Source organism: Achromobacter sp. PD1, assembly GCF_048541815.1.
Classification (GTDB): Bacteria; Pseudomonadota; Gammaproteobacteria; order Burkholderiales; family Burkholderiaceae_B; genus Achromobacter; species Achromobacter bronchisepticus_A.
This window is the reverse complement of record NZ_CP183349.1, coordinates 6,850,052-6,875,562: the sequence shown is the minus strand read 5'-3', so window position 1 is coordinate 6,875,562 and position 25,511 is coordinate 6,850,052. Positions and strand designations below refer to the sequence as shown.

Here is a 25,511-nt window from a genome sequence, read left to right as displayed (position 1 = left end):
CATGAACGCGCCCGTCGCCAACACCGTTCCGCTGCGCGCCGTGCGCGCGCCCAGCGAGAAGTACCTGAACTACCTGCGGCGCGACCGCGCCCGCCGCCGGCACATCCGCATCGCGCAGGCGCTGCTCTTGGCCGTGTTCCTGTGCGCCTGGGAAATCCTGCCGCGCATGCACATCCTCAACCCGCTCCTGACCAGCTACCCCAGCGCGCTGTGGCCAACCTTCATCGAGCTCTGGAACAACGGCAACCTGGGCAAGCACATCATGACCACGCTGAGCGCCACGCTGGTGGGCTTCGGCCTGAGCATGGCGATCGGCATCGTGGTGGCGGCTGCGCTGTGGTGGTCGGACTTCCTGTACAAGGTGCTGGACCCCTTCCTGGTGGTGGCCAACGCCATGCCCAAGATCGCCTTCGTGCCGATCTTCTACCTGTGGCTGGGTTCGGACTACGCGGTGTACGGCATGGCCGTGGCGATCGCGGTGTTCGTGACCATCATGGTGGTGTATGCGGGGTTTCGCGGCATAGACCTGAACAAGGTGAAGCTCGCCCACACCTTCGGCGCCAGCCGCTGGCAGGTGCTGACCAAGGTGGTGCTGCCGGGCAGCGTGCCCACGCTGATCGCGGCGGTGAAGATGAACATCGGCCTGGCGCTGGTGGGGGTGATCGTGGGCGAGTTCCAGTCGGCGGATTCCGGCCTGGGCTTTCTCATCATGAACGGCAGCCAGGTGTTCAAGCTGAACATCGTCATGACCGCCATCGCCATCCTGGCCCTGATCTCCAGCGTGATGTACCTGATCGTCTACCGCATCGAAGCCGCGATCGCGCGGCGCTACGGATAAGGAACCGCCATGGAATTTCCGCAATGGGTAAAGGATCGCGTGATCGCCCGCCAGGGCCGCCTGCACCCCTATGACGAGCTGCCCGCCGCGCGCCTCGCGGTGGTGGTGGTGGACATGCAGCAGTACTTCACGCTGCCCGGCTACCAGGGCGAATGCGCGCCGGCGCGCGAGATCATCGCCCCCATCAACCGCCTGTGCGACGCGGTGCGCGCCGCCGGCGGCACCATCGTGTGGGTGCAGACCGCCTCCGATAACGCCGACTCGTTCTGGTCGCACCATCACGGCGTGATGCTGACGCCGGAGCGCAGCGCCAGGCGTCTGGAAACGCTGCGCCGCGATGCTCCGGGGTATGCGCTGCATCAGGACCTGCATGCGCACGACACCGACCTGCGCGTGACCAAGCGCTTCTACAGCGCGATGGCGCCGGGGTCGTCCGAACTGGAGCCGCTGTTGCGCGGGCGCGGCGTGGACACGCTGCTGATCGCCGGCACCGTCACCAATGTGTGCTGCGAATCCACCGCGCGCGACGCGATGATGCGGGACTTCCGCACCATCATGGTGGACGACGCGCTGGCCGCCGTCACGCCCGCCGAGCATGAACACGCGCTGCACGGCTGGATGCTGTTCTTCGGTGACGTGCTGTCGGTGGACGAATCGATCGCGCGGCTCAAGCCCGCCCAGGCAGTCAGGAAGACCGCCTGAACAGGCCTGATATCAGGACAGGTTCAACCAGACCCGGCGCATCGTCGGGTCTTCCGGATCCGCGTCGTTGGTGAAGCCCAGGCTGGTCATCAGCGACAGCATGGGCCGGTTGGTCGACAACACCAGGCCGTCGATGTATTCCAGCCCCTGCTCGCGCGCCGCGTCGATCAGCGCCGACATCAGCTGGCGGCCCAGGCCGCGGCGTTGCCAGTCGTCGCCGATCACCAGGGCGTACTCGGCCCCCCTGCCGTCGGGGTTGCGCAGGTAATGCGCGAAGCCCACCAGCACCTCGCGCGGATGGCCGCGGTTGGCGGGGTTGGGCACCTGCGTGGCGGCCACCAGGGCCAGCTCGCGGTGGTAGTCCACCTGCGTGTAGCGCGACACCATGCGCGGGGTCAGCTCGCGCATCATGGACACGAAGCGCATGTAGCGCGAACGCTCGGACAGGCCGCGGATGAATTCCTGCAGCGGTTCGGCATCCTCGGGGCGGATGGGACGCAACACCCAGGGGATGCCGTCGGCGAAGCGGCGCACCTGCACCAGCCGGGCCGGATACGGGTGGATCGCCATGTGCGGGTAGCCCGCGGTCTGCGGCGTTGCGCAGCCGGGCTTCTCGGTCAGCGTCATGCGCAGCCCGCCGGCGCGCAGATGGGTTTCGCCGGCGTATAGCGGATCGATGTCCAGGGATTCGATATCCGGCAACTCCGACACCAGCTCGGACACCAGCACTACCGCCTGCTGCAAGGCCTCGGCGGCCATGTGGCCGATGCGCGGCGCCAGCACGCGGCGCCACAGCCGGCTGCGTTCGATCAGTTGGCGGGCCAGGAAGCCGTTGAGCGGCGGCAGGTCGACGCCGCGGTCGGATTGCGACAGCACCGCGTCCGGGCCGCCCGCGCCGAAGCGGATGACAGGGCCGAACTGCGGGTCGCGCCGCACCCGGATCGCCATGGGGCGGGACTCCGGCTCTGCAGCCGCCACGTCCATCGGCGTGTCGCGCAGCGGCACGTAGAACAGCGCCAGCAGGCTGCGGATTTCGGAGGTATTCAGTTCGCGCCGGCATTCGGCGCGCACGCGCGCCAGGATCTCGCGCGCGGCGGCCAGGTCCGGCACGTGGCTGGCCGGCTCCGGCGGCTGCGTCTGCAACAATAGCTGCTGGTTGTAGTGATGGGTCGCCAGCACGCCGAAAGCGTCGGCGGCCGATTCGGGCGTGCGGAAAGCCGAGGTCCCCGCGTCATCCAGCATGCGCCGCAGCGGCCGCATGCCGGCGTCGCCCATGAAGCAGGTGACGACCGGCTTTTTCGCCTTCGGCGCGATCTGCGCCAGTTCGCGCGCCACCGCCTGCATGTCGGCCAGCGCGTCGGGCGCCAGCAGCACCAGCACGCCGTCCACGCCGGCATCGTCCAGCACCGCGTCCAGCATGGCGCGGATGCGCTCCGGGGTCAGCGGCGTGAAGGTGATGACGGGATTGGCGGTGGCGGCGTCGGGCTCCAGCATGGCCGCCAGCGTCCGCTGGGTCGCGGGCGCGAGCTCCGCGCGCAGCACGGCGGCGTCGGGACCGATCAGGTCCATGGCCAGTTGGGGAGGCCCGCTGCCGTTGGAGATCAGCGCCACGCGCCGGCCCTTGGGACGGCGCGTGTAGCCCAGCACCTTGACCGCCGAGAACAGCTGCACGAAGTAGCGCACGCGGACCGCGCCGGCGCGGCGCAAGGCGGCGTCGAAGATGGCGTCGGCGCTGTCGGTATCCGCGCGGCCGGCCTTCAGCACGATCACGGGCTTGATCGAGGCCGCGGCGCGCAAGGTGCTCATGAATTCGCGGGCCGGACCCACGTCTTCCAGATAGAGCACGATGCTGTCCGTGCGCGGATCGCTGGCAAGGTAGTCCAGCACCTTGGACAGGCCCACCACCGCCTCGTCGCCCAGCGACACGGCGGTGGAAAAGCCGATGTGCACATCCTCGGCCCAGTCCATGACCGCGGCCATGATGGAGCGCGACTGCGCCAGCAGCGCCACGCGGCCGGCGCGCGCCAGCACGGGGTGCTGGCTCAGGTTCAGGCCGGCGTGCGGCCGCTGTGCGCCGAAAGAGCGCGGACCGAGCAATTCGCAACGGTTTTCCTCGGCCCAGGCGCGGCACAGCGCCAGCGTGCCGCGCGGATACGGGTCGGGCAGTTCGTGCGGCAGCAGGATTACCGAGCGCGGCGCCAGCGGCGACAGCCGGCGCAGCGTTTCCGGCAGGACGGCGGGCGAAACGCAAACCAGGGCCAGATCAGGCCGTTCGCCCTGGGCCAGGCCCTGCAGCGTGTCCGGCAGGTCCGGCGCGGCGCCGACTTCGCAGGCCACCACCGTGGTCTTGCCCTTGAGCGCGGGCGGCAACGAGGCCGCCGCCGGCAGCGGCCGGTCGGCGACGATCACCAGCGAGGCGGGCTCGAACATCGGGGCGAGAGCGTGTCGCAACATGGTGTTAGCAGGCCCTAATCTAAAATACCCCTCATCGTAACAAGACAACCCTGCCCTACGATTGACATGGGCCCAGCCTGACGCCGATTTGTGGCGCCGCAGCCGCTATCATTGCCACCTATGACTTCCAACGCCTCTACCCCCATTCGTACCCGTTTCGCGCCTTCGCCCACGGGCTTCCTGCATCTGGGCGGCGCCCGCACCGCGCTGTTCTCCTGGGCCTTCGCGCGCCATCACAAGGGCACCTTCGTGCTGCGCATCGAAGACACGGACGTCGAACGTTCCACGCCGGAAGCGGTGCAGGCCATCCTGGACAGCATGGACTGGCTGGGCATGCAGCCCGATGAAGGCCCCTTCTATCAGATGCAGCGCATGGACCGCTACCGCGAAGTGGTCGCGCAGATGCTGGCCGCCGGCACCGCCTACCACTGCTACAGCTCGCCCGAGGAAGTGGAAGCCATGCGCGAAGCCGCCCGCGCCCGCGGCGACAAGCCGCGCTACGACGGCACCTGGCGCCCCGAACCCGGCAAGACCCTGCCGGCCATCCCGGAAGGCCGCAAGCCCGTGGTGCGCTTCAAGAACCCGCAGGAAGGCGCGACCTCCTGGAACGACATGGTCAAGGGCACCATCAGCTTCGACAACACCGAACTCGACGACCTGATCATCGCGCGCCCGGACGGCACGCCCACCTACAACTTCTGCGTCGTGGTCGACGACTGGGACATGGGCATCACCCATGTGCTGCGCGGCGATGACCACGTCAACAACACCCCGCGCCAGATCAACATCCTGCGTGCGCTGGGCGCCACGCTGCCCGAGTACGGCCATGTACCCATGATCCTGGGTCCGGACGGCGAAAAGCTGTCCAAGCGCCACGGCGCCGTCAACGTCATGGAGTACGACAACGAAGGCTATCTGCCGGAAGCCATGGTCAACTACCTGGCGCGCCTGGGCTGGAGCCACGGCGACGACGAGCTCTTCTCGCGCGACCAGCTGGTGTCGTGGTTCGACACCAAGCACCTGTCGAAGTCGGCCTCGCAGTGGGATCCGAAGAAGCTGAACTGGGTCAACGCCCACTACATCAAGCAGATGGACAACGCCGAACTGGCCGAGCGCGTGGCGCCGCGCGTGGCGAACCGCGGCGGCCATCCGGAAAAGATCGACCTGCCGGGCGTCATGGGCCTCTTGAAGGACCGCGCTGAAACGCTGGAGCAGCTTGCCGACGGCGCCATGCTGTTCTGCGCCGAATTCAAGGGCGCGCCCGCCGAGCTGGCCGAGCAGCACCTGACCGCGCCCGCGCGCGAAGCGCTGGCCGACTTCGCGCAGCGCGCCCAGGACGCCGACTGGACCCGCGAAGCCCTGTCCGCCCTGATCAAGGCCGTGCTGGCCGACCGCGGCATGAAGATGCCGCAGCTCGCCATCCCCCTGCGCGTCGCCGTCACCGGCCAGACCCAGACCCCGGCCGTGGACGCCGTGCTGGCCCTGCTGGGCAAGCAGACCGTGCTCAAGCGCCTGGCCGCAATCTAAGCGCCTGTCCCAAAAACACCGCGGGCCTTGCTCATTCCAGGATGAGCAAGGCCCGCGGTGTTTTCAGCCGTTCCCTCAGGCTTGCTGGATGGCCGCGCGCACCTTCAATGCACGCGCGAAGAACGCCCCCAGCAAGGGCAACAACGCCGCCGAGCCGCCGAACAGCGCGCCCGGCCCGATCTCGTCGACCACCGCGCCCGCCACGGCCACGCCCACCGCCTGGCCCATGAACAGGCAGGATGCGAACCACGCCACCGCCGTGCCGCGCGCCGACGGCACCATCTGTGTCGCATTCGTCTGCAAGGTGGCATGCAGCAGGTAGTAGCCGAAACCGGCCAGCACGCTGGCCAGCAAGCTCCACATCCAAACGGGACCTAGCAAATACGACAGGAACGCCACGCCCAGTACCAGTCCGCCGGCGATCGCCAGGCCGCGTTCGCCCAGGCGTTTCAGGATGCGGCCGGCCACTACCGTATACAGCAAGCCGCCCACGGCATACACGGCCACCAGCGCGCCCGCGGCGGTCAGCGAGATATCGAAGCGTTCGTGCAGGTAGGAAGGCGCGAAGGCCAGTGCGCCGAAAACCAGCAGGCCTTCGACGAATACCGTCGCCAGCACGATGCGCGCCCAGGGTGTGCCCAGCACCAGCCGCGCCTGCGCCACGAAGCCCTGGCGCACCGCGCCCGGGTCCACCTGGCCCAGGCCCGAGGCCTGCTGGCGGCGCACTTCCAGCAACAGCAGCACGCCCACTATCAGGTAGCCGCAGACCAGCGCGGCAAATGCCCAGCGCCAGCCCACCGTGTCGGCAAACAGGCCGCCGGCCAGCTGGCCCGCCGACATGCCGAGAATGGTCCCGGTCAGGAAGCGCGCCAAGGTGGCCTGGCGGCGTTCATAAGGAACGTTGTCGCCGATCCAGGCCATCGACAACGGCACGATGCCCGCCCCCGCCGCGCCCGACAGGACGCGGCAGAACACCAGCACGTCCAGCGACCCTGCGGCCACCGCGCCCGCGCTGCCCAGCGCGCAGGCAAAGGTCGCGATGCTGACGACGCGGTACTTGCCGTAGCGGTCGCCCAGGGGACCGAAGAACATCTGCAACACGCCGTAGGCCACGGCGAACGCGGTCACGGCGCGCGCGGCCTGGCCCGTGGTGGTGCCGAATTCCGCCGCGAGCTGCGGCAACATGGGATCACAGATGCGGAAGGCGCTGGCGCTGACGAAAGCGGCCAGGGCAAGCAGCGCGATGGCGCGCGCTTCGGAGGACAGGGCAGGCATGGATGACCGGCTGCGGGCGATGGGTGAAGACCGCACCTTACCGCAGCCCGGCCATCTTGGCTTTGTCGCGGGGCGGAATGTCCGCCCCGCGCAACGCTCAATAGGGCAGGCGATAGCCCGTGGGCATGCGGCGCGCGGTCATGACCTGGCCGCCGTTTTTCAGTTCGCGCATCGTCAGGCGGGTCTTCTCGACCTTTTCGACGCGGTAGCGGTTCAGGTAGATCGGATCGTTGGCGTCCACCAGTTCGCCGGCGGACTTGGTGGTCTGCATCGTGTAGATGCCGTCCGCCACGCTCCAGCAGCCGGTCTCGCGCAACGCGGGACGCGTCTTGCGGCCGATCTTCAGCAGGGATTCATAGGCCATGGTGCCATCGGCGGACAGCACGATCAGCGATTGCAGATCGCCGCTGACGTCGCGCGGGCGGCTGTTCGACAGCCAGGTGCCTATCATGGGATCGCCGGCCTTGGCGGGTACGCAGGCCACCGGCTTGGGTGGTTCCGCGGGCTGGGCTTCGGTGATGGTGGCGGGCTTTCTGGCGGCGCAGCCGGCCAGGATCAGAACGGCGCAGGCGACGCCCGCCGTACGCAAATACACACTGCTCATGACTTCCTCAACACGTCTGTCGACGCGCCGCACCGAGCACCCCGGCGCATCCCTCGCGCAGCAAACATCACGCACTCTAAAGAGGCGTTTGCGAAGAATCAACGGCGATCCGCGACCAGTGCAATTGCGCAACAGTAGGCCCCGGAATTGGCCTGTTTTATGGCCGCAAATCGCAAAAATGCGTTGGTTTCAAGCGACAGTGCGGCCGCGTTTCGCGGCCTTCGCGCGCAGCATTTCCTCCATGCGCGCCGCGGCTGGAGACAGGCTGCGGCCGGCCAGCCGGGTGATGCCCAGTTCACGCTCGATGCGCGGGGCGGACAGCGGCACAAAGGCCAGGCCGCGCGAATCCGGCGGCACGCCCAGCCGCGCCAGCACCGTGACGCCGACGCCGCGTTCCAGCATGGCCAGAAGCGACATCATGTTGGAGACGAAGACCTGCCGGTCCAGCATGAAGGCCGCCTGCGGATAGCCCGCGAGCTGGCGATGGGCGATGGTGCCGACCAGAGGCAGGTCCTCGATCTCGCGCCAGCTCACCGATTTGCGCCTGGCCAGCGGATGGCCGCGATGGCAAACCAGGCCGAAGGCGTCGCGCAGCAAGGGCTCGAAGGACAGCCGCCGGTCCTGTGACACCGGGCTGCACACGCCCAGCTCCGCCTCCCCTGCCAGCACCATGCGCTCCACGCCTTCCGAGTTGTCGTCGAACAGGCGCAGCGCCACCGCCGGATAGCGCTCGCGGTATGTCGCCACCAGTTCCGGCAGCCAGTGCGTGGCCACCGTGGCAACCGACGCCATGGTCAAGGTGCCGGCCTCGTTGCTGGCCAGCCCCGACAGCGCGCCCGCCACGCGGTCGTGGTGCTGCACCAGTTCGCGCGCCAGCGGCAGGCAGTCCTGGCCGAAACGCGTGAGCGTGCCGCGGTTGCCTGGTTCGAACAGCGGCTGCCCCAGGCGCTGCTCCATCTCGCGGATGGACAGCGACAACGCCGGCTGCGAGCGGAAGGCTCGCGCCGCGGCCGCGCGGAAGCTGCGCAGCTCGGCCACCAGCAGGAAGTGGCGGTAGTGCGTGATGGAAATTTCAGGCAACGGGCGCATGACTGACTTCGATTAGTGAAACTTATCCAATCATATGAAAAATAAAGTTTTCTGATAGCACCAGCCCACCTAAGATGGCCGCACCATGAATGCCGACTCGCTGCTCCCGCCTCTTTCCACCCGCGCCGATCCGCTGGATTTCAGCCGCATCGACCAATTGCCCGCGCGCCTCGCCGGCCAGGGCCGCCTGATAGTCGGCGCCGATCCCCAGGACGACAGGCCCGGCCTGCTGTTCGTGCCCGGCGCCTATCACGGCGCCTGGTGCTACGCGCACTATCTGGATTTCTTCGCCCGCGCCGGCCTGGCCTGCGCGGCGCTGGACCTGCGCGGCCACGGCGCCCTGCCCCAGGACGCGGCGTTTACGTCGGTTGGCATCGCCGACCTGGGCCAGGATGTCGTCAGCGCGCTGGACGCGCTGGCGCGCCCCACGGTCGTCATCGGCCACAGCATGGGCGCGCTGCCCGCGCTGCTGGCCGCCAGCCAGCGGACGGTGGCGGGCGTGGTCCTGCTGGCGCCGTCGCCGCCCGGCGACCTGCCCGGCGCGCAAGCACTGCCGCCCGTCCCTGAAGGCCTGCCACGCCGCGCGCCGAACGACGCCGAAATCCGCGCACGCTTTCTGGCGACCTCGCCAGACCGCGACGTCGCCTCGGTATCGCAGCGCCTGTGCCCCGAAAGTCCGGAAGTGCTCAACGACCGTTATCTGCTGCGCGTGCCCGTCGACGCCGCCGCCATCCGCGCTCCGGGCCTGTGCCTGGAAGCCGGCCTGGACACGCATGACCGCCACCCGCCCGGCCAGGACCTGGCGATCGCGCGCCGCTTCGGTTTTTCCCACGCCGTGCTTGCCGGCCAGCCGCATTGCATGATGTACGCGAACCAGTGGCAAGTCAGCGCCGCCGCCATCCTGGTGTGGCACCGCGGCCAGTTCGACTGATCGCCCCCCGAATACCAACGACAACAACGACAACGACGCGCAACCGCGCCATCAGGAGACAACCATGTTCATACCCCGTTATATCCGTCCGGCCCTGATCGGCGCCGGCCTGCTGCTGGCCGCGGCCTCGCACGCCGCCGGCTGGCCCGAGAAACCCGTGACCCTGATCGTGCCGTCCGCCGCGGGCGGCGCGGCCGACCTCACCGCGCGCACCCTGGCGCAGTACCTGGGCGAAAAGACCGGCCAGACCGTGGTGGTCGAGGACCGGCCCGGCGCGGGCGGCATCGTCGGCACCAACGCGGCCAAGAACGCGGCGGCGGACGGCTACACCTTCCTGCTGTCCACCAACTCCACCCACTCGGCCAACCAGTTCCTCTACAAGAGCCTGCCCTACGACGCGCAAAAGGACTTCCGCCAGGTCGGTATGCTGGGCACCTTCGGCACGGTCGGCGTGGTGTCGCCTGACAGCCCGTACCGCACGGTGCCGGACCTGGTCGCGTACGCCAAGCAACATCCCGGACAGGTCTTCTTCGGCTACTACAGCTCGTCTTCGCAAGTGCCGTCCGAACTGCTGAAGCAGCGCGCCGGCATCGAGATCACCGGCGCGGCCTACAAGAACATCACGCAGATCATCACCGACCTGCGCGGCAAGCAGATCAACTTCGCCTTCGTCGACTACCTGACCGCCATGGGCCAGATCGACGGCAAGGGGCTGATTCCCATCGCCGTCACCGGCGCCCAGCCGCAGCCGGCCTGGCCCACCGTGCCGACCATGGCCACCTACTATCCGGACTTCATCGTCGCTGGCTGGCTGGGGCTGTCGGCCCCGGCAGGCACGCCGCAGGACATCGTGGAAAAAATGAACGCCCACATGCAGGCGGCGGTGAAGGACGAAGCCACCGCCGGCAAGCTGCGCGCCCTGGGCCTGACGCCGGAATCCATGGACGTGGCGCGCTTTGACGCCTTCGTGAAGGAAGACACCGCACGCTGGAAGGAATGGATCCGGATCTCGGGCATCCAACCCCAATAAATCCGCGGCCCTCCCTATATCTATATAGAGAGGGCCCGTTTATCTACAGCGGCAGGCGCTGCTCGTGCTTGATTTCGCGCAGCGCGACAATGGTGCGCGTCTGCCGTATGCCCGGCATGTTGAACAGGAAGCGGTGCAGGAAACGATCGTAGGCCTCCGGGCTTTCGACCAGGATCTTCAGCAGGAAGTCCGAATCCCCCGTCACCGCGTAGCACTCCAGGATTTCGGGCGCGTCGCGCACCGAGCGCTCGAAGTTCTCGACCGTATTGGCGGAGTGCCGCTCCAGGCTGATCTGCGCGAACATGCAGCCCAGCCCCACCTTGCTGCGGTCCACCTGGGCGCTATACCCCTGGATCACCCCGCTGGCCTCCATCGCCTTCACCCGCCGCCACACCGGCGCGGCCGACAGCCCCACTTTCTCTGAAAGCTGCTGCGCCGAGGCCCGGCCGTCCTCCTGCAAGGCCTTGAGGATGCCGATATCGGTCTTGTCCATCGCTTAGTCTCCTGGTTTTTGTCGAACACGAAACGTTCATTGCGAATTATAGGGATAGCACGATCCAAAAACGCAATAAACCTGATGGCTCGCGAACCTATCATGGTGCCGAAACCAGGAGTATTCACCATGGACGGTACCCCCGCCGCCGAACCCCAGCTGGACCTCGAGTACCAGCTCGCCGACAACCTCACGCGCAGCTCCGGCCGCATCTTCATGACCGGCACCCAGGCGCTGGTGCGCATCATGCTCACCCAGGCCCGGATGGACCGCGAACGCGGCCTGAACACGGCCGGCTTCGTCTCGGGCTACCGCGGCTCGCCGCTGGGCGGCGTGGACATGGCCATGTGGAAGGCGCAGAAGGCGCTGGACGCCAACCAGATCACCTTCCTTCCCGCCATCAATGAAGACATGGCGGCCACCGCCGTCATGGGCACCCAGCAGGCCGGCGTGCGCGCCGACCGCAACGTCGATGGCGTCTACGCCATGTGGTACGGCAAGGGCCCCGGCGTGGACCGCGCCGGCGACGCCCTGCATCACGGCAACGCCGCGGGCGCATCGCGCAACGGCGGCGTGCTGGTGGTGGTGGGCGACGACCACACCGCCGTCTCGTCCTCCATCCCGCATTCCAGCGAGGCCTCGCTGATCGGCTGGCAGATGCCCATCGTGCACCCGGCCTCCATCGACGAATACGAAACCTTCGCGCTGTGGGGCTGGGCCCTGTCGCGCTACTCGGGCACCTGGGTCGCCTTCAAGGCCGTGTCCGAAACCATCGAATGCGGGCATTCCTTCGTTCCCGCTCCTGCTCAGCGCTACGACATGCCGGCGGATCCGGACATGCCGCCCGAATCGCTGGAGTATTCCGCGCGCGACTTCCTGTCGCTGGCGATCGAGACGCGCATGAACCTGCGCATGAAGGCCGTGGCCGCGTTCGCGCGCCGCCACAGCATCGACCGCCTGACCTGTCCGGCGCCCAAGGCCACTGTCGGCATCGTCACGGTGGGCAAGGCGCATCTGGACACCATGGAAGCGCTATCGCGCCTGGGCGTGGACACCGTCACCGCCAATGCGCCGGTGCGCATCTACAAGCCCGGCCTGACCTGGCCGCTGGATGGCGAACGCCTGCTGGAATTCGCGCGCGGCCTGTCACACATCCTCGTGATCGAGGAAAAGGGTGCCGTGGTCGAAAGCCAGATCAAGGACCTGCTGTTCAACCTGCCGGACCGCCCCACCGTCATCGGCAAGAAGGGCTTCGACGGCGAAGCGCTGGTGCCCTCGGCCGGCCAGTTGCGCCCCTCGCTGCTGGCGCAGCCGCTGGCCAATTGGCTCAGCCGCGCCGCCGGCCTGCCGCTGGCGGCGGACCTGTCCGTGTTCGCGTGCCAGGCGCCGCTGTCCAACGACGCCGACGGCATGCGCCGCCGCCCCTACTTCTGTTCGGGCTGCCCGCACAGCACCTCGACCAAGGTGCCGGAAGGCAGCCAGGCGCTGTCCGGCGTGGGCTGCCACTACATGGCCGCCTGGATGGACCGCGACACCGGCGGCCTGACGCAGATGGGCGGCGAAGGCGTGGACTGGATCGGCCTGTCGCGCTACACCAAGATGCCGCACATCTTCCAGAACATGGGAGAAGGCACCTATTACCACTCGGGCTATCTCGCCATCCGCCAGGCCGTGGCCGCCAAGGCCAACATCACCTACAAGATCCTGTTCAACGACGCCACGGCCATGACCGGCGGCCAGCCCATCGACGGCCCGATCTCGGTGCCCAGCATCTGCCAGCAACTGCGCGGCGAGAACGTGGCCCGCATCGTCGTCACCACCGACGAACCCGAGAAGTATCAGGGCGTGGACCTGGGCGCCGGCATCAAGGTGCACCACCGCCGTGAACTGGACGCGCTGCAGCGCGAGCTGCGCGAGATCCCCGGCGTGACCGTGCTGATCCACGACCAGACCTGTGCCGCCGAAAAGCGCCGCCGCCGCAAGAAGAACCAGTTCCCCGACCCGGCGCGCCGCATGCTGATCAACAGCGCCGTCTGCGAAGGCTGCGGCGACTGCGGCGTGCAATCGAACTGCCTGTCGGTGGTGCCGCTGGAAACGCCTTATGGCCGCAAGCGCGCCATCGACCAGTCCAGCTGCAACAAGGACTATTCCTGCGCCGAAGGCTTCTGCCCCAGCTTCGTCTCCGTGATGGGCGGCAAGCCCAAGAAAAGCGCGGCGCCCAAGGCCGACCAGGAACGCCTGCAGAAACTGATCGCGCAGTTGCCCCTGCCGGCCATGCCTGCGCTGGACCATCCCTATCGCCTGCTGGTCGCCGGCATGGGCGGCACCGGCGTCATCACCATCGGCGCCATCGTGTCGATGGCGGCGCATCTGGAAGGCCTGTCCGCCGCGGTGCTGGACCTGACCGGCCTGGCTCAGAAAGGCGGCACGGTGGTCAGCCATATCCGCCTGGCGCCCGCCGGCGCCCCCGCCGGCCCGGTGCGCCTGGACTGGCAGCAGGCCGACGCCGCGATCCTGTGCGACCCGGTCGCCTCCGTGGCGCCGGACTCGCTGGGCGCGCTGCGCCGCGGCCACACCCAGGTCACGGTCAACAGCTACGTCGCGCCGGTCTCCGACTTCACCCGCAACCCGGACGCGGCCATGCGGCCCGAAGCGCTGCTGGCCAAGATCCGCCACGCCGCGGGCGAGTCCAACACCGTCGCGATCGACGCGCACGAAGCCGCGCTGGCGCTGTTCGGCGACAGCATCCTGTCCAATATGTTCATGCTGGGCTATGCCTGGCAGCGCGGCGGCGTGCCGCTGTCGCAGGCCGCCATCAACCGCGCCATCGAACTCAACGGCGTAGCGGTGGCCGCCAACCGTGCCGCCTTCGACAGCGGCCGTCTGGCGGCGCACCAGCCCGACGCGCTGGAAGGCGCGCTGCGCCCGCGCGCCCAGGTCGTGCAGCTGCACGTGCCCGAATCGTTCGAGCGCGCCGTCGCCCGCCGCGTCGAAGACCTGACCGCCTATCAAAACGCCGACTACGCCCGCCAGTTCCAGGACGTGGTCGAGACCGTCGCCGCGCGCGAGCGCGAATTGGCGCCCGACGCCAAGACGCCGCGCCTGGCGCTGGCGGTCGCGCGCGGCCTGTTCAAGCTCATGGCCTACAAGGACGAATACGAAGTCGCGCGGCTCTACACGGGCGCCTCCTTCCAGGCGCAGTTGCAGGGCCAGTTCGAAGGCGACTACAGCCTGCGCTTCCACATGGCCCCGCCCATCTTCGCCCGCAAGGACCCGCGCACCGGCGTGCCGCGCAAGATGACGCTGGGCCCGCGCACCATGACCGCGCTGAAAATGCTGGCGCGCCTGAAGGGCTTGCGCGGCACCTGGTTCGATCCCTTCGGCCATACCGCCGAGCGCAAGATGGAACGGGAGCTGGTGCGCGAGTACCGCCAGACCATAGACCAGTTGCTGGCAGGGTTGACCCGCGACAAGCTGGCCCAAGCGGCTACAATCGCCGGCCTTGCAGAAACCATCCGCGGCTTCGGTCACGTGAAGGCTGCAAACGTCGAGAAGTATCGGACGGAGTTGGGCCGCTTGATGCAAACCTATACGGCGCCTGCCCCGCGCGATATGCCCCTGCGGAAGACCGCATAAACATTCGCTCCGAGCGGCACCTTCCTGGGCGCGCCTTGCTGGGCGCGCCTAGTGCATTTGGTAACAACCTTTTGTGAACTTCGTCTTATTTTTTTCTTGTCCCTGTCGTACTCGATCACTAGAATTAGTGTCCAACGAGGGGTGCTACACTATATGTTGTGGTCGCCTAAGAGCTGATTCCCGTCGGCCACGCCTTTTGGACTAAGCCGTCCTAGCGTTACGACCCCCTCAAAAGATCCGATTTTGTACCTGACATGACGCCGTCATGTCGCTATCTACGCGCTTTTCGCACAGGAGCTTCCATGCAGACTACGATCGCCTCTGTGACCCGGCCCTCGGCCGTGCCGCCCTCCCAAACCGATTCCCCTGCTGACGCCAACGGCGGGCAATGGGCCAGCTACAACATCATTCGCCGCAATGGCTCGGTGGTCGGGTTCGAACCCAACAAGATCGCCATCGCCATGACCAAGGCCTTCCTGGCCGTGAACGGCGGCCAGGGCGCGGCCTCCGCGCGCGTGCGTGAGCTGGTCGAGAACCTGACCGGCCAGGCCGTCAACGCGCTGGTGCGCAACCGCCCCAACGGCGGCACCTTCCATATTGAAGACATCCAGGACCAGGTCGAACTGGCCCTGATGCGCTCGGGCGAACACGACGTCGCCCGCGCCTACGTGCTGTACCGCGAAAAGCGCACGCAGGAACGCGCGGCCGCCGCTGCCGCCGCCGACAACCAGGAAAAGGCCGCCGCCCCGCAGGAACACGTGCTGAACGTGACCGACGCCGGCGTGCGCCGCCCGCTGGATCTGGCTGAACTGCGCGCCACCATCGAAGCCGCCGGCGAAGGCCTGGCCGAATTCATCGACACGGAAGCGATCCTGAAGGAAACGGTCAAGAACCTGTACGACGGCATCCCCGTCGACGAAGTGTTCAAGTCCGCCATCCTGTCCGCGCGCGCGCTGGTCGAAAAGGACCCGGCCTACAGCCAGGTCACCGCCCGTCTGCTGCTGCACACGATCCGCAAGGAAGTGCTGGGCGAAGAAGTCTCGCAGGACGGCATGGCCGCCCGCTACGCCGAGTACTTCCCCACCTTCATCGCCCGCGGCATCGAAGGCGGCCTGCTGTCGCCCGAGCTGGCCAGCTATGACCTGACCAAGCTGGGCCACGCCCTGAACGCCAAGCGCGACCTGCAGTTCGGCTACCTCGGCCTGCAAACCCTGTACGACCGCTACTTCCTGCACATCCGCGGCACGCGCATCGAACTGCCGCAGGTGTTCTTCATGCGCGTGGCCATGGGCCTGGCGCTGCGCGAAACCGACCGCGAAACCCGCGCCATCGAGTTCTACGAGATCCTGTCCTCGTTCGACTTCATGAGCTCGACGCCGACGCTGTTCAACTCGGGCACGCTGCACTCGCAACTGTCGTCGTGCTACCTGACCACCGTCTCCGACGACCTGGAAGGCATCTACGACGCCATCAAGGAAAACGCGCTGCTGGCCAAGTACGCCGGCGGCCTGGGCAACGACTGGACCCCGGTGCGCGCGCTGCGCAGCCACATCAAGGGCACCAACGGCGAAAGCCAGGGCGTCGTGCCGTTCCTGAAGGTCGTCAACGACACCGCCGTCGCGGTCAACCAGGGCGGCAAGCGCAAGGGCGCTGTCTGCACGTACCTGGAATCGTGGCACCTGGACATCGAAGAATTCCTGGAACTGCGCAAGAACACCGGCGACGAGCGCCGCCGCACGCACGACATGAACACGGCGAACTGGATTCCCGACCTGTTCATGAAGCGCGTCATGGAAGGCGGCGAATGGACGCTGTTCTCGCCGTCCGACTGCCCCGACCTGCACGACAAGTACGGCCGCGCCTTTGAAGAAGCCTACGTGGGCTACGAAGCGCGCGTGGCCAGCGGCGAACTGAAGCTCTTCAAGAAGATGCCGGCGCTGAACCTGTGGCGCAAGATGCTGTCGATGCTGTTCGAAACCGGCCACCCCTGGATCACGTTCAAGGATCCTTGCAACATCCGTTCGCCGCAGCAGCACGTCGGCGTCGTGCACAGCTCGAACCTGTGCACCGAGATCACGCTGAACACCAACGAATCCGAAATCGCGGTGTGCAACCTGGGTTCCGTGAACCTGGTCGCGCACATGAAGCCGGCTGCCGGCGGCGGTTTCGAACTCGACCACGACAAGATCAAGCGCACGGTCAGCATCGCCATGCGCATGCTCGACAACGTGATCGACATCAACTACTACGCCGTCGACAAGGCCCGCAATTCCAACGCGCGCCATCGTCCGGTGGGCATGGGCATCATGGGCTTCCAGGACTGCCTGCAGATGATGCGCGTGCCTTACGCATCGCAGTCCGCCGTCGAATTCGCCGACCGTTCGATGGAAGCCGTTTGCTATCACGCGTACTGGGCCTCGAGCCTGCTCGCTGAAGAGCGCGGCCGTTATCAATCGTATGAAGGCTCGCTGTGGTCGCGTGGCATCTTGCCGCAAGACACGTTGAAGATGCTGCGCGATGAACGCGGTGGTCACGTTGAAGTTGATGAGTCGAGCACGCTCGATTGGGATACGTTGCGCGCGCGCATCAAACAACATGGCATGCGCAACTCCAATTGCATCGCAATCGCCCCAACCGCGACTATTTCCAATATCATTGGTGTATCTGCGTGCATCGAACCCACTTTCCAGAACTTGTACGTCAAATCGAATCTCTCCGGCGAGTTCACGGTCGTTAACGATTACCTCGTGCGTGACCTGAAGAAACTCGGTCTCTGGGACGAAGTCATGGTCGCCGACCTCAAGTACTTCGACGGCAGCCTGTCCCGCATCGATCGCGTACCTTCCGAACTCCGCGACCTCTACGCCACCGCGTTCGAAGTCGAACCGAGCTGGCTGGTTGAATGCGCGTCGCGTCGCCAGAAGTGGATCGATCAAGCACAGTCGCTGAACATCTACATGTCGGGCGCGTCGGGCAAGAAGCTGGACGACACCTACAAGCTAGCCTGGAAGCGCGGCCTGAAGACGACCTACTACCTGCGTACGCTTGGCGCCACCAGCGCCGAGAAGTCCACGGGACGCGGCGGCGAATTGAACGCCGTCTCGGCGGGCGCACCGTCCGCGGGTCCTGCTGTCGCTGCTGCACCTGTTTTGCCGGAACCCGAAGTTCTCGGGGCGGTTTGCACCATGCGGCCGGGCGACCCCGGCTTCGAAGAGTGCGAAGCCTGCCAATAACCGCCTCCGGAGAATGAATCATGATTAATTGGGAAGACGACACCATCGCCACGCAACCTGCACAATCGCCCGCACCCGCGGCGGGCGGGCAGGCTGCGCCCGCCGTCCGGGCGGCGACCGGTGTTTTCGGCGACACCGCCATGCCCACGCCTGCCGCGCCTGAACACGCGGCTGGCTTGGCCGCCAGCGGCTCCGCCACCTCGCAACGCGTGAAGGTTGCCGACAAGCGCATCATCAACGGCCAGACCGACGTCAATCAGCTCGTGCCCTTCAAGTACAAGTGGGCATGGGAGAAGTACCTGGCGACTTGCGCCAACCACTGGATGCCGCAAGAGATCAACATGTCGCGCGACATCGCCCTCTGGAAGAACCCGAACGGGCTCACCGAGGACGAGCGCCGCATCGTCAAGCGCAACCTGGGCTTCTTCGTCACCGCCGACTCGCTGGCCGCGAACAACATCGTGCTGGGCACCTACCGCCACATCACGGCGCCCGAGTGCCGCCAGTTCCTGCTGCGCCAGGCGTTTGAAGAAGCGATCCACACGCACGCCTATCAATACATCGTCGAAAGCCTGGACCTGGACGAAGCGGAGATCTTCAACGCTTACAACGAAGTGCCGTCCATCCGCGCCAAGGACGAGTTCCTGATCCCGTTCATCGACGCGATCGCGGACCCCAACTTCAAGACGGGCACGCCCGAAGCCGACCAGACGCTGCTGAAGTCGCTGATCGTTTTCGCTTGCCTGATGGAAGGCCTGTTCTTCTACGTTGGCTTCACGCAGATCCTGGCGCTGGGCCGCCAGAACAAGATGACCGGCGCCGCCGAGCAGTACATGTACATCCTGCGCGATGAATCCATGCACTGCAATTTCGGCATCGACCTGATCAACACCGTCAAACTGGAAAATCCGCATCTGTGGACGCCGGAATTCCGCGAAGAAATTCGAGAACTCTTCCGCAAAGCGGTCGAACTCGAATACGCTTACGCCGAAGACACGATGCCGCGCGGCGTGTTGGGCTTGAACGCACCTATGTTCAAATCCTACCTGCGCTTCATCGCCAACCGTCGTTGCCAGCAAATCGGTATCGAACCGCTGTACCCGCAGGAAGAAAATCCCTTCCCGTGGATGGCGGAAATGATCGATCTTAAAAAGGAACGCAACTTTTTTGAAACTCGCGTGATCGAATACCAAACCGGTGGCACGCTGAGCTGGGAGTAAAAGCAGTACGTCATCAGGCCCGGCGCGGGCACGCTCCAGATGCAAGGAGCGTCGCGTTCGCGACAGGCTTGATGATGTTCTCCCTGGTCAGGGTGTTTTGCCGCCGGGCCGCCCCAAGGCAAAACGCGCCCCCTCGGGGGGCAGCAAGCCGAAGGCGCGGCGTGGGGGCATTCGAACACACGTAGAACAAGCGGTCGGCGGTCTGTGATCAGGTCGCCTGCCGGCGCCATTTGAAATGGCTCGCGCCAAAGGAGCGGGGGCCATATCAAATGGCTGTGCCGAATTCATTAGCGCAAACCGTAGTAGCTGTTGCTCGCACAGAACAGCGGCTTGCGCCGATGAATAGCCCGGGCACGATGCGCCTTGTTGGCGGATCGGGGCACGGGTTTAAGTTCTGGGACCCCTGAACCTAAGGAGCATGACCATGGCAACAGCCAAGAAAGCCGTAAAGAAAGCGGTGAAGAAGCCCGCCGCCAAGAAGGCAGTAGCGAAGAAGGCCGCACCGGCCAAGAAAGCTGCCGTCAAGAAGGTAGCCGTCAAGAAAGTCGCTGCCAAGAAGCCGGCAGTGAAGAAGGTTGCCGCCAAGAAGCCGGCAGTCAAGAAGGTCGCCGCCAAGAAAGCGGTAGCCAAGAAGGCCGTCGCCAAGAAGGCCGTCGCCAAGAAAGCGGTAGCCAAGAAGGTTGTCGCCAAGAAGGCCGTGGCCAAGAAAGCTGTCGCCAAGAAGGCGGTTGCCAAGAAAGCCGTAGCCAAGAAGGCGGTTGCCAAGAAAGCCGTCGCCAAGAAGGCCGTCGCCAAGAAAGCGGTAGCCAAGAAGGCCGTCGCCAAGAAGGCTCCTGCTGCCAAGAAGGCGGTTGCCAAGAAGGCCGTAGCCAAGAAGGCGCCTGCCGCCAAGAAGGCTGTTGCCAAGAAGGCCCCCGCTGCCAAGAAGGCTCCTGCCGCAGCCAAGCCTGCTGCTGCCAAGAAGCCTGCTGCCGCCAAGAAGCCCGCTGCGAAGAAAGCCGCTCCGAAGAAGCCCGCAACGCCGCCGTCCACGGCTGCTGCTCCGGGCGCGAAGACCGCGCTGAACCCCGCCGCGTCGTGGCCGTTCCCGACGGGTGGCCGTCCTTAATCCGGACGGTTCGAAGCACTAGCTTCGCAGAGCCGCCTGGCCTAGGCCGGGCGGCTTTTTCGTGTCCGCGCGGCCCGGCATCGGCCAGCCTCGTCCAGAACGGCGAGCCAGCGCGGCCCGCAGGCGATTTTTCGCCTGGGCATGCGACAATTGACTCCTCTTTTTCAGGGTGACCGTGTCCATGCTCGATGAAATCTTGCGCTTCCTTCTCGAAATCGTGTTCACGCTGTTCGGCGCGGCGCTGATTGCGCGCGCCTGGATGCACGCGATACGGCTGCACCCGTTCAACCCGTTGTCGCGCTTCATCTACCAGGTCACCAACTGGCTGGTGATGCCCTTGCGCAAGATCATTCCCGCCGGCAACAAGATCGATTGGACCAGCCTGGTCGCCGTGTGGCTATCCGCGCTGGTCTATCTGGTGCTGATCTGGCTGGTGGTGATCGGCGCGCTGATTCCGCTGGATTACCTGCCCAGGGTCATGGGCTCGGCGTTGATCATGGCCGTCAAATGGGCGCTGAATCTGGTGGTGTGGCTGACGCTGATCCAGGCCGTGCTGTCTTGGGTGAATCCGATGGCGCCCATGATGCCGCTGCTGCAGGCGCTGACCGCGCCCATGCTGGACCCCATCCGCCGCCTGCTGCCGCGCACCGCGATCGACTTTTCGCCGCTGGTGCTGCTGATCGTCGCGCAGGTGCTGTTGATGGTGCTGTCCAACATCAGCCAGCGCATGGTGGGCCTGTAGAACGGCGGGGCCAAGCCCCGCCGCGCTTTACGCCGGAATGCCGGCGTAGATCTCGACCAGTTTCTTGCGGTCGATCTTGTGATTGTTCGACATCGGCAGCGCCGGGCAGGCCACCAGTTCGGACGGCACCATGTAAGGCGGCAGGCGCTGTGCCAGCCGCTCTTTCCAGCCCGCCAGCGCCTCAGGCGCCAAAATGCGCGGCGCCTGTTCCGCTTCCGCTCCCGCCACGAATCCGATCAAGCGCACCGCGGTGCCGTCAGGCCGGCGCAACACCGCGCAGGCGCCACCCTCCACGCCCGGCAGACCATGCAACGCTTCGTCGATCTCCGCCAGCTCGATGCGATAGCCGTTCAGCTTGATCTGGTCGTCCATGCGGCCGCGGCAGAACAGCAGGCCGTCGCCCTCCATCTGCCCCAGGTCGCCCGTGCGGAAGGCGCGGCGGCCATCGGCATAGGTGTAGAGCTTGGCTTCGTTCAGGTCCGGGCGATTCAGATAACCGCGCATGACGTGGTCGCCCACGATGCAGATCTCGCCTTCGTCCACGATCAGCACGCTATCCGGCTTGGCATGTCCCACGGGCAGCGGATCGTGCGCGGCCAGGACCGCGTCGGTGACTTCGATCCAGGTGGTCGCCACGGTGGCTTCCGTGGGGCCATAGGTATTGAGGATGACGGCATCCGGGAAACGCTGGCGCAGCTTCTTGGCCAGCGCCGAAGGCAGCGGCTCGCCGCAGAACAGGAAGGTGCGCAGCTTGGGCAAAGAGGCCGGCGAGAAGTCGCGATTGGCCAGCTGCTGGTGCGCGAACGACGGCGTGGAGACCCAGACCGTCACGCCGTGTTCGGCCAAACGGGCCATCCAGGCGGCAGGCGCGGCAATCTGCTCGCGTGCGTTCAGCACGCAGCAACCGCCCGCGGCCAAGGTGGCGAAAACTTCGTACATGGACAGGTCAAAGCTGAACGGCGCCTGGTTCATGAACACGGGCGCCTCGCCCAGGCCGAAGCTGCCCAGCATCCAGTCGCCCAGCAGGCCCACGCTTTCGCGGCCGATCTGCACGCCCTTCGGGTCGCCCGTGCTGCCGGACGTGAACATCACGTAGGCCAGGCCGCGCTCTTCCAGCATGGCGCCCTCGCCCGCCGTGAAGCGGCCGCTGGCCGCATCGAACACGGCGGCGGCGCGCACGATCTCGACGATGCGGCGCAAACGCTCTTGCGGATAGATGGTATCCACCGGCACAAACGGCGCCCCGATCAGCAAGGCGCCCACCATGGCGACAAAGAACGCAGCTTCCTTGTGGCCATAAATGGCCACCGGCACGTCCGGCGCCACGCCATGCCTGCGCGCCTCGTCGGCCCAGGCGCCGGCCTCGGCGCGCAATTGCGACCAGCTCAGGCTGCGGTCTGCGGCGACGACCGCAGGCGCGTCAGGCGCATATTCGGTATCCGTGAACTGGAAAGACTTCAGATCGAAACGCATGCCGAAACTCCCGGCGTCAGATGGGACTGCGGCCGCTGAACACATATAGCGCCAGCGCAGCAAGAATCAGGGTGAGCACGCGCCCGAGAAAGCGCATAACGGGTTGCGCCAGCGCAGCCTGCAAGGCCGGACGGGTGCGCGCCGCGTTGATCAGCAGGTTGTGGCCCACCGAGTACGCGCCGAACATCAGGCCGCTGACGATGTAGTGCAGCGACAGGCCGTTCCAGACGCCCATGGCCAGCAAGGTCGCGAAGATGCCGATGTTCTGCGCCGCCATGCGGTGGCGTCCGAAGAACTTGGTCTTGCTCAGGGCCTTGTAGATGGGCATGAACACCACGTCGCGCAGCCACTCCGACAGGCTGATGTGCCAGCGGCGCCAGAAGTCCTGCGGATTGAGCGTGGCCAGCGGATTGCGGAAGTTGATCGGCAAAGTGAAGCCGAACAGCATGCCGATGCCGATCGCCATGGTGGAATAGCCGGCGAAGTCGAAGAACAGATAGGCGCTGTAGAGCGAGGCGTTGAGCGCCACGCCGGTGAATGAGTAATCATGCGCGTCGAGCGTCGCCAGGCCGTAACGCCAGATGAGTTCGGCCACGCCGAACTTCTGGATCACGCCCAGCATGATGAGCTCCAGGCCGCTGAGCCAGGTGTTCAGGTTCACGCCTTCATAGCCGCGCTTCAGGTCCGCCTGGAAATTGCGCCAGCGGTACATGGGACCGGCCAGCAGCGTCAGCGGGAAAAACAGGTAGATGAAGTAGTCCAGCGGCGACACGCGCTCGTTGCGCTGCGCGAACAGCAGCACGTCGATGGCACGGAACGTGGCAAACGACAGTCCCAGCATGGCGCCCAGGTGCGAGACGCCCGTCTTCACCAGCAGCAGCGGCGTCATGGTGATGATCACGGCCAGCCAGGTGGGGATGTAGTTGCGCCGCACCGCCCACAGCGCGCTGCCGGAAATGGCCAGCAAGGCGATGGGTTGATACGGACGCGCCCAGAACACCGCCATCCACACGCCCAGGCAGATCACGCCGATGATGTGGCGGTAGCCGATACGAAACGGCATGCCGAAGGAACGGTAGGCCAACAGTCCCAGGCCACCGCACAGGGCGCCGCCGAAAAAGCTCAAGCTTGCGAACAATTCCATGGCGGGCTCAGAACTGTTGGTATTGGAATTCGACCTTGATCGGCCCGCCGCTGCCCGTGGTGGGCTGCGCCTGCAGCACGAACACCAGGATCACGCCGATATACAGGCACAGGTGCCAGAGAAAGCGGCGGCCCCAGGCGGCAGCCGCCTTGCGGCTTTCCTGCCCTTCAACAGCGCGGCCGGCCTCTGGCGCGGCCGCGGGAAGAATCTTGCTCATCGGGAAAAGTACTCCGCAATACCTTGATCGGCCATGGCCCAGCCGAGTTCGGCCAGGTGCATGTCGTCGCGCAGCATGCCCGGTTCGAAGGGGATGCTGTAGAGATCCAGGCAGCCCATCTGGTAGCGCTCGCACATGCCCGTGATGGCGGCCACCACCGGGTCGAAGCGCTCCACGTCCAGGATGAGCTTGGGATTGAAGGGCTGGATGACGAAGTAGGCGTGGACCTTGCGCTGCTGCAGCAAGGCCATCACGCGCGACAGATCGCCGAGTTCCGTGCGGGTGATCGGGTCAACGTCGGCAAACTCGTTGCGGGCGGGCGAGTACAGCGGCGCCAGGTACTGCTTGTAGTAGTCGTCGCGCACGTCGTAGGGGTTGTGCCCGCCAAGATCCTGCTCGACCGCGCGCGCCTGATGCGTCAAACGCCCCCACTCGCCCTGGTCAAGGCGGGCGGCCGACGGCCACGACACGTAGCGGTGCGCCGGCACGGACAGCTTGGTACGCGGACGGTCGGGCGCGGGTTCCTTGCGCGCGTGCCACCACAGCGCCAGCTTGTCCTTCAGCTCAGCGACCTGACCGTTGGCGATGAGCCACAACAGGCCCCAGTTGGCGTTGTCGCTGATCCAGGTCTGCATCTGCTCGCGCGTATTGGGCTTGTCCCAGAGGCGATCCCAGACCGGGCCTGTGACATGCTCGGCGAATGCGCTGCGCGGCAACTGTCCGCCCGAAGCGAACCAGGCCGGCGACAGCATGATCACCAGCCGCGTGTTGGGCGTGAGCGAGTCCGCCACCGACTCCAGCACGCTGACGATGCCGTAGGACTGGAACATGGCGTGGCCATAGGCCAGCGTCGGCACCTTCAGCTCTTCGGGGAAGAAGCGGTAAGGCACGAAGCGCAGGTCGTGGCTGGACAGTTCGGACGAGCCGAGCACGACCAGCGTGCCATCGCTCAGGGCGTTGCCCAGGCGGTTCAGGTTGACGTGCTGGGTGCCCCAGTCCGGTCCCAGGTTGGGCAGGTAGTTGCTCTTGGCGGCGGCCGCGGCCGAAGGCGACGACATGGGATTCACGATGCGGCTCAGCAGATCGTCCGCGCCGCAATACGTACCCACCGCCAGAGCCACCGCCGTCGCGGCTGCCGCGACGTGAGACAACAGCCGGGTATTACGAAGTATGGGCAGCGACATAGCCGGCAAGCGTGCGGACCGACTGTAGGTGCTCCGCGATCTCGGGAGCCGGGATGCTGCAGCCGTACTCCGACTCGACCGCCAGCGTGATGTCCACGGCGGCGAGCGAATCGACCAGGCCGGTAGCAATCAACTGCGTATCGGGGGTGACTTTCTTCATGACGATCGACTCGACGATCTCGCCGATCTTGGTGTGGAGTTCTTGCTCGGTATGCATAGATAGTGCGGCGTTACAGGCCTGATCGGCCAACAATCCCCCGCCCCGGGATTCAGGACGACGAGATTACAAAGAAACTGCTGAAACCAGGCTGAACATCCAGCCCCCCGACAAACGACGTTCCGATGCACTCAGTTACATGATTTTCGCAATGCGACGTCGTTCGCAGGCGCAATCATGGCACTACGTTCGTCAAATCTCCATGACGCTTTTGGAGGAAATCGCGAGAAAACGCTGGCAAACGTAACGTTCGCGGGTAAGTCCCTGGGCGCGGCGTTGCGGCCGAGCGACAGATTTTTACGCTTGCGCGGCTTCTACCACCTTGCCCCCGTTTTCGCCCAATGTCGCCGGCAACAAAAAAGCCCCCTGACGGGGGCTTTCTCGACTGGCCGCG

General features: G+C 66.0%; 20 protein-coding genes. 10 read left to right on the top strand and 10 right to left on the bottom strand.

Going from position 1 to position 25,511, the window contains the following annotated elements:
- Nucleotide 1 precedes the first annotated feature (1 nt).
- Entirely contained in the window at nt 2-838 is an 837-nt protein-coding gene (locus tag ACM1PE_RS32440; protein ID WP_059372861.1) for an ABC transporter permease, read from the top strand.
- A gap of 9 nt (nt 839-847) precedes the next feature.
- Nucleotides 848-1,540, top strand: coding sequence for an isochorismatase family cysteine hydrolase (locus tag ACM1PE_RS32435; RefSeq protein ID WP_306634297.1), 693 nt, complete (start codon nt 848-850; stop codon nt 1,538-1,540).
- A gap of 12 nt (nt 1,541-1,552) precedes the next feature.
- On the opposite strand, the gene ACM1PE_RS32430 is transcribed toward ACM1PE_RS32435, so the two are convergent.
- Nucleotides 1,553-3,994, bottom strand: coding sequence for a GNAT family N-acetyltransferase (locus ACM1PE_RS32430; protein ID WP_059372856.1), 2,442 nt, complete (start codon nt 3,992-3,994; stop codon nt 1,553-1,555).
- A gap of 120 nt (nt 3,995-4,114) precedes the next feature.
- Between ACM1PE_RS32430 and gltX the strand changes: the two genes are divergently transcribed.
- Nucleotides 4,115-5,521: a glutamate--tRNA ligase gene (gene gltX / locus ACM1PE_RS32425; protein WP_059372855.1), complete on the top strand. Its 1,407-nt coding sequence runs from the start codon at nt 4,115-4,117 to the stop codon at nt 5,519-5,521.
- A gap of 75 nt (nt 5,522-5,596) precedes the next feature.
- Here the strand turns inward: gltX and ACM1PE_RS32420 are convergent, their stop codons facing one another.
- The 3 genes from ACM1PE_RS32420 to ACM1PE_RS32410 form a co-directional block, all read right to left on the bottom strand.
- Nucleotides 5,597-6,796 carry an MFS transporter gene (locus ACM1PE_RS32420; protein ID WP_118932549.1) on the bottom strand — a complete coding sequence of 400 codons (1,200 nt, stop codon included), beginning with the start codon at nt 6,794-6,796 and terminating at the stop codon, nt 5,597-5,599.
- A gap of 97 nt (nt 6,797-6,893) precedes the next feature.
- Nucleotides 6,894-7,400 carry a hypothetical protein gene (locus ACM1PE_RS32415; protein ID WP_054458355.1) on the bottom strand — a complete coding sequence of 169 codons (507 nt, stop codon included), beginning with the start codon at nt 7,398-7,400 and terminating at the stop codon, nt 6,894-6,896.
- Nucleotides 7,401-7,589: 189 nt separating this feature from the next.
- On the bottom strand, nt 7,590-8,489 hold the full coding sequence (locus ACM1PE_RS32410; RefSeq protein WP_059379045.1) for a LysR family transcriptional regulator: 900 nt from the start codon (nt 8,487-8,489) through the stop codon (nt 7,590-7,592).
- 85 nt (nt 8,490-8,574) lie between these two features.
- On the opposite strand from ACM1PE_RS32410, the gene ACM1PE_RS32405 reads away from it, so the two are divergent.
- Complete coding sequence (locus ACM1PE_RS32405; RefSeq protein ID WP_059379047.1) at nt 8,575-9,420, top strand: alpha/beta hydrolase; 846 nt, start codon at nt 8,575-8,577, stop codon at nt 9,418-9,420.
- A gap of 64 nt (nt 9,421-9,484) precedes the next feature.
- Nucleotides 9,485-10,450 carry a Bug family tripartite tricarboxylate transporter substrate binding protein gene (locus ACM1PE_RS32400; RefSeq protein WP_059379048.1) on the top strand — a complete coding sequence of 322 codons (966 nt, stop codon included), beginning with the start codon at nt 9,485-9,487 and terminating at the stop codon, nt 10,448-10,450.
- A 43-nt stretch (nt 10,451-10,493) separates the two neighbouring features.
- On the opposite strand, the gene ACM1PE_RS32395 is transcribed toward ACM1PE_RS32400, so the two are convergent.
- Nucleotides 10,494-10,943, bottom strand: coding sequence for an Lrp/AsnC family transcriptional regulator (locus ACM1PE_RS32395; protein WP_008159001.1), 450 nt, complete (start codon nt 10,941-10,943; stop codon nt 10,494-10,496).
- A 129-nt stretch (nt 10,944-11,072) separates the two neighbouring features.
- Here ACM1PE_RS32395 and ACM1PE_RS32390 point away from each other — a divergent pair, with 129 nt between their 5' ends.
- The 5 genes from ACM1PE_RS32390 (at nt 11,073) to ACM1PE_RS32370 (ending at nt 20,882) form a co-directional block, all read left to right on the top strand.
- A complete protein-coding gene (locus tag ACM1PE_RS32390; RefSeq protein ID WP_419342162.1) occupies nt 11,073-14,579 on the top strand; it encodes an indolepyruvate ferredoxin oxidoreductase family protein in 3,507 nt (1,168 codons plus the stop codon).
- Nucleotides 14,580-14,881: 302 nt separating this feature from the next.
- The gene (locus tag ACM1PE_RS32385; protein WP_059379050.1) at nt 14,882-17,812 is read left to right on the top strand and encodes a ribonucleoside-diphosphate reductase subunit alpha; all 2,931 of its coding nucleotides are present in this window, start codon (nt 14,882-14,884) and stop codon (nt 17,810-17,812) included.
- 20 nt (nt 17,813-17,832) lie between these two features.
- Entirely contained in the window at nt 17,833-19,032 is a 1,200-nt protein-coding gene (locus ACM1PE_RS32380; protein WP_054458346.1) for a ribonucleotide-diphosphate reductase subunit beta, read from the top strand.
- Nucleotides 19,033-19,456: 424 nt separating this feature from the next.
- Nucleotides 19,457-20,140: a histone H1-like repetitive region-containing protein gene (locus ACM1PE_RS32375; protein ID WP_118934848.1), complete on the top strand. Its 684-nt coding sequence runs from the start codon at nt 19,457-19,459 to the stop codon at nt 20,138-20,140.
- A 181-nt stretch (nt 20,141-20,321) separates the two neighbouring features.
- Entirely contained in the window at nt 20,322-20,882 is a 561-nt protein-coding gene (locus ACM1PE_RS32370) for a YggT family protein (protein WP_054458342.1), read from the top strand.
- A 27-nt stretch (nt 20,883-20,909) separates the two neighbouring features.
- Here ACM1PE_RS32370 and ACM1PE_RS32365 read toward each other — a convergent pair whose 3' ends face one another.
- The 5 genes from ACM1PE_RS32365 to ACM1PE_RS32345 are packed head-to-tail and all read right to left on the bottom strand — an operon-like array spanning nt 20,910 to nt 25,117.
- A complete protein-coding gene (locus tag ACM1PE_RS32365) occupies nt 20,910-22,355 on the bottom strand; it encodes a D-alanine--poly(phosphoribitol) ligase (protein ID WP_059379053.1) in 1,446 nt (481 codons plus the stop codon).
- A 16-nt stretch (nt 22,356-22,371) separates the two neighbouring features.
- Nucleotides 22,372-23,499 carry an MBOAT family O-acyltransferase gene (locus tag ACM1PE_RS32360; RefSeq protein WP_059379054.1) on the bottom strand — a complete coding sequence of 376 codons (1,128 nt, stop codon included), beginning with the start codon at nt 23,497-23,499 and terminating at the stop codon, nt 22,372-22,374.
- A gap of 7 nt (nt 23,500-23,506) precedes the next feature.
- On the bottom strand, nt 23,507-23,716 hold the full coding sequence (locus ACM1PE_RS32355; RefSeq protein ID WP_059379055.1) for a hypothetical protein: 210 nt from the start codon (nt 23,714-23,716) through the stop codon (nt 23,507-23,509).
- Nucleotides 23,713-24,900, bottom strand: coding sequence for a D-alanyl-lipoteichoic acid biosynthesis protein DltD (locus ACM1PE_RS32350; RefSeq protein WP_059379057.1), 1,188 nt, complete (start codon nt 24,898-24,900; stop codon nt 23,713-23,715). The genes ACM1PE_RS32355 and ACM1PE_RS32350 overlap by 4 nt, the downstream gene beginning before the upstream one ends.
- Nucleotides 24,878-25,117, bottom strand: a complete 240-nt coding sequence (locus tag ACM1PE_RS32345) for an acyl carrier protein (RefSeq protein ID WP_006226661.1) — start codon at nt 25,115-25,117, stop codon at nt 24,878-24,880. The genes ACM1PE_RS32350 and ACM1PE_RS32345 overlap by 23 nt, the downstream gene beginning before the upstream one ends.
- Nucleotides 25,118-25,511: the final 394 nt, after the last annotated feature.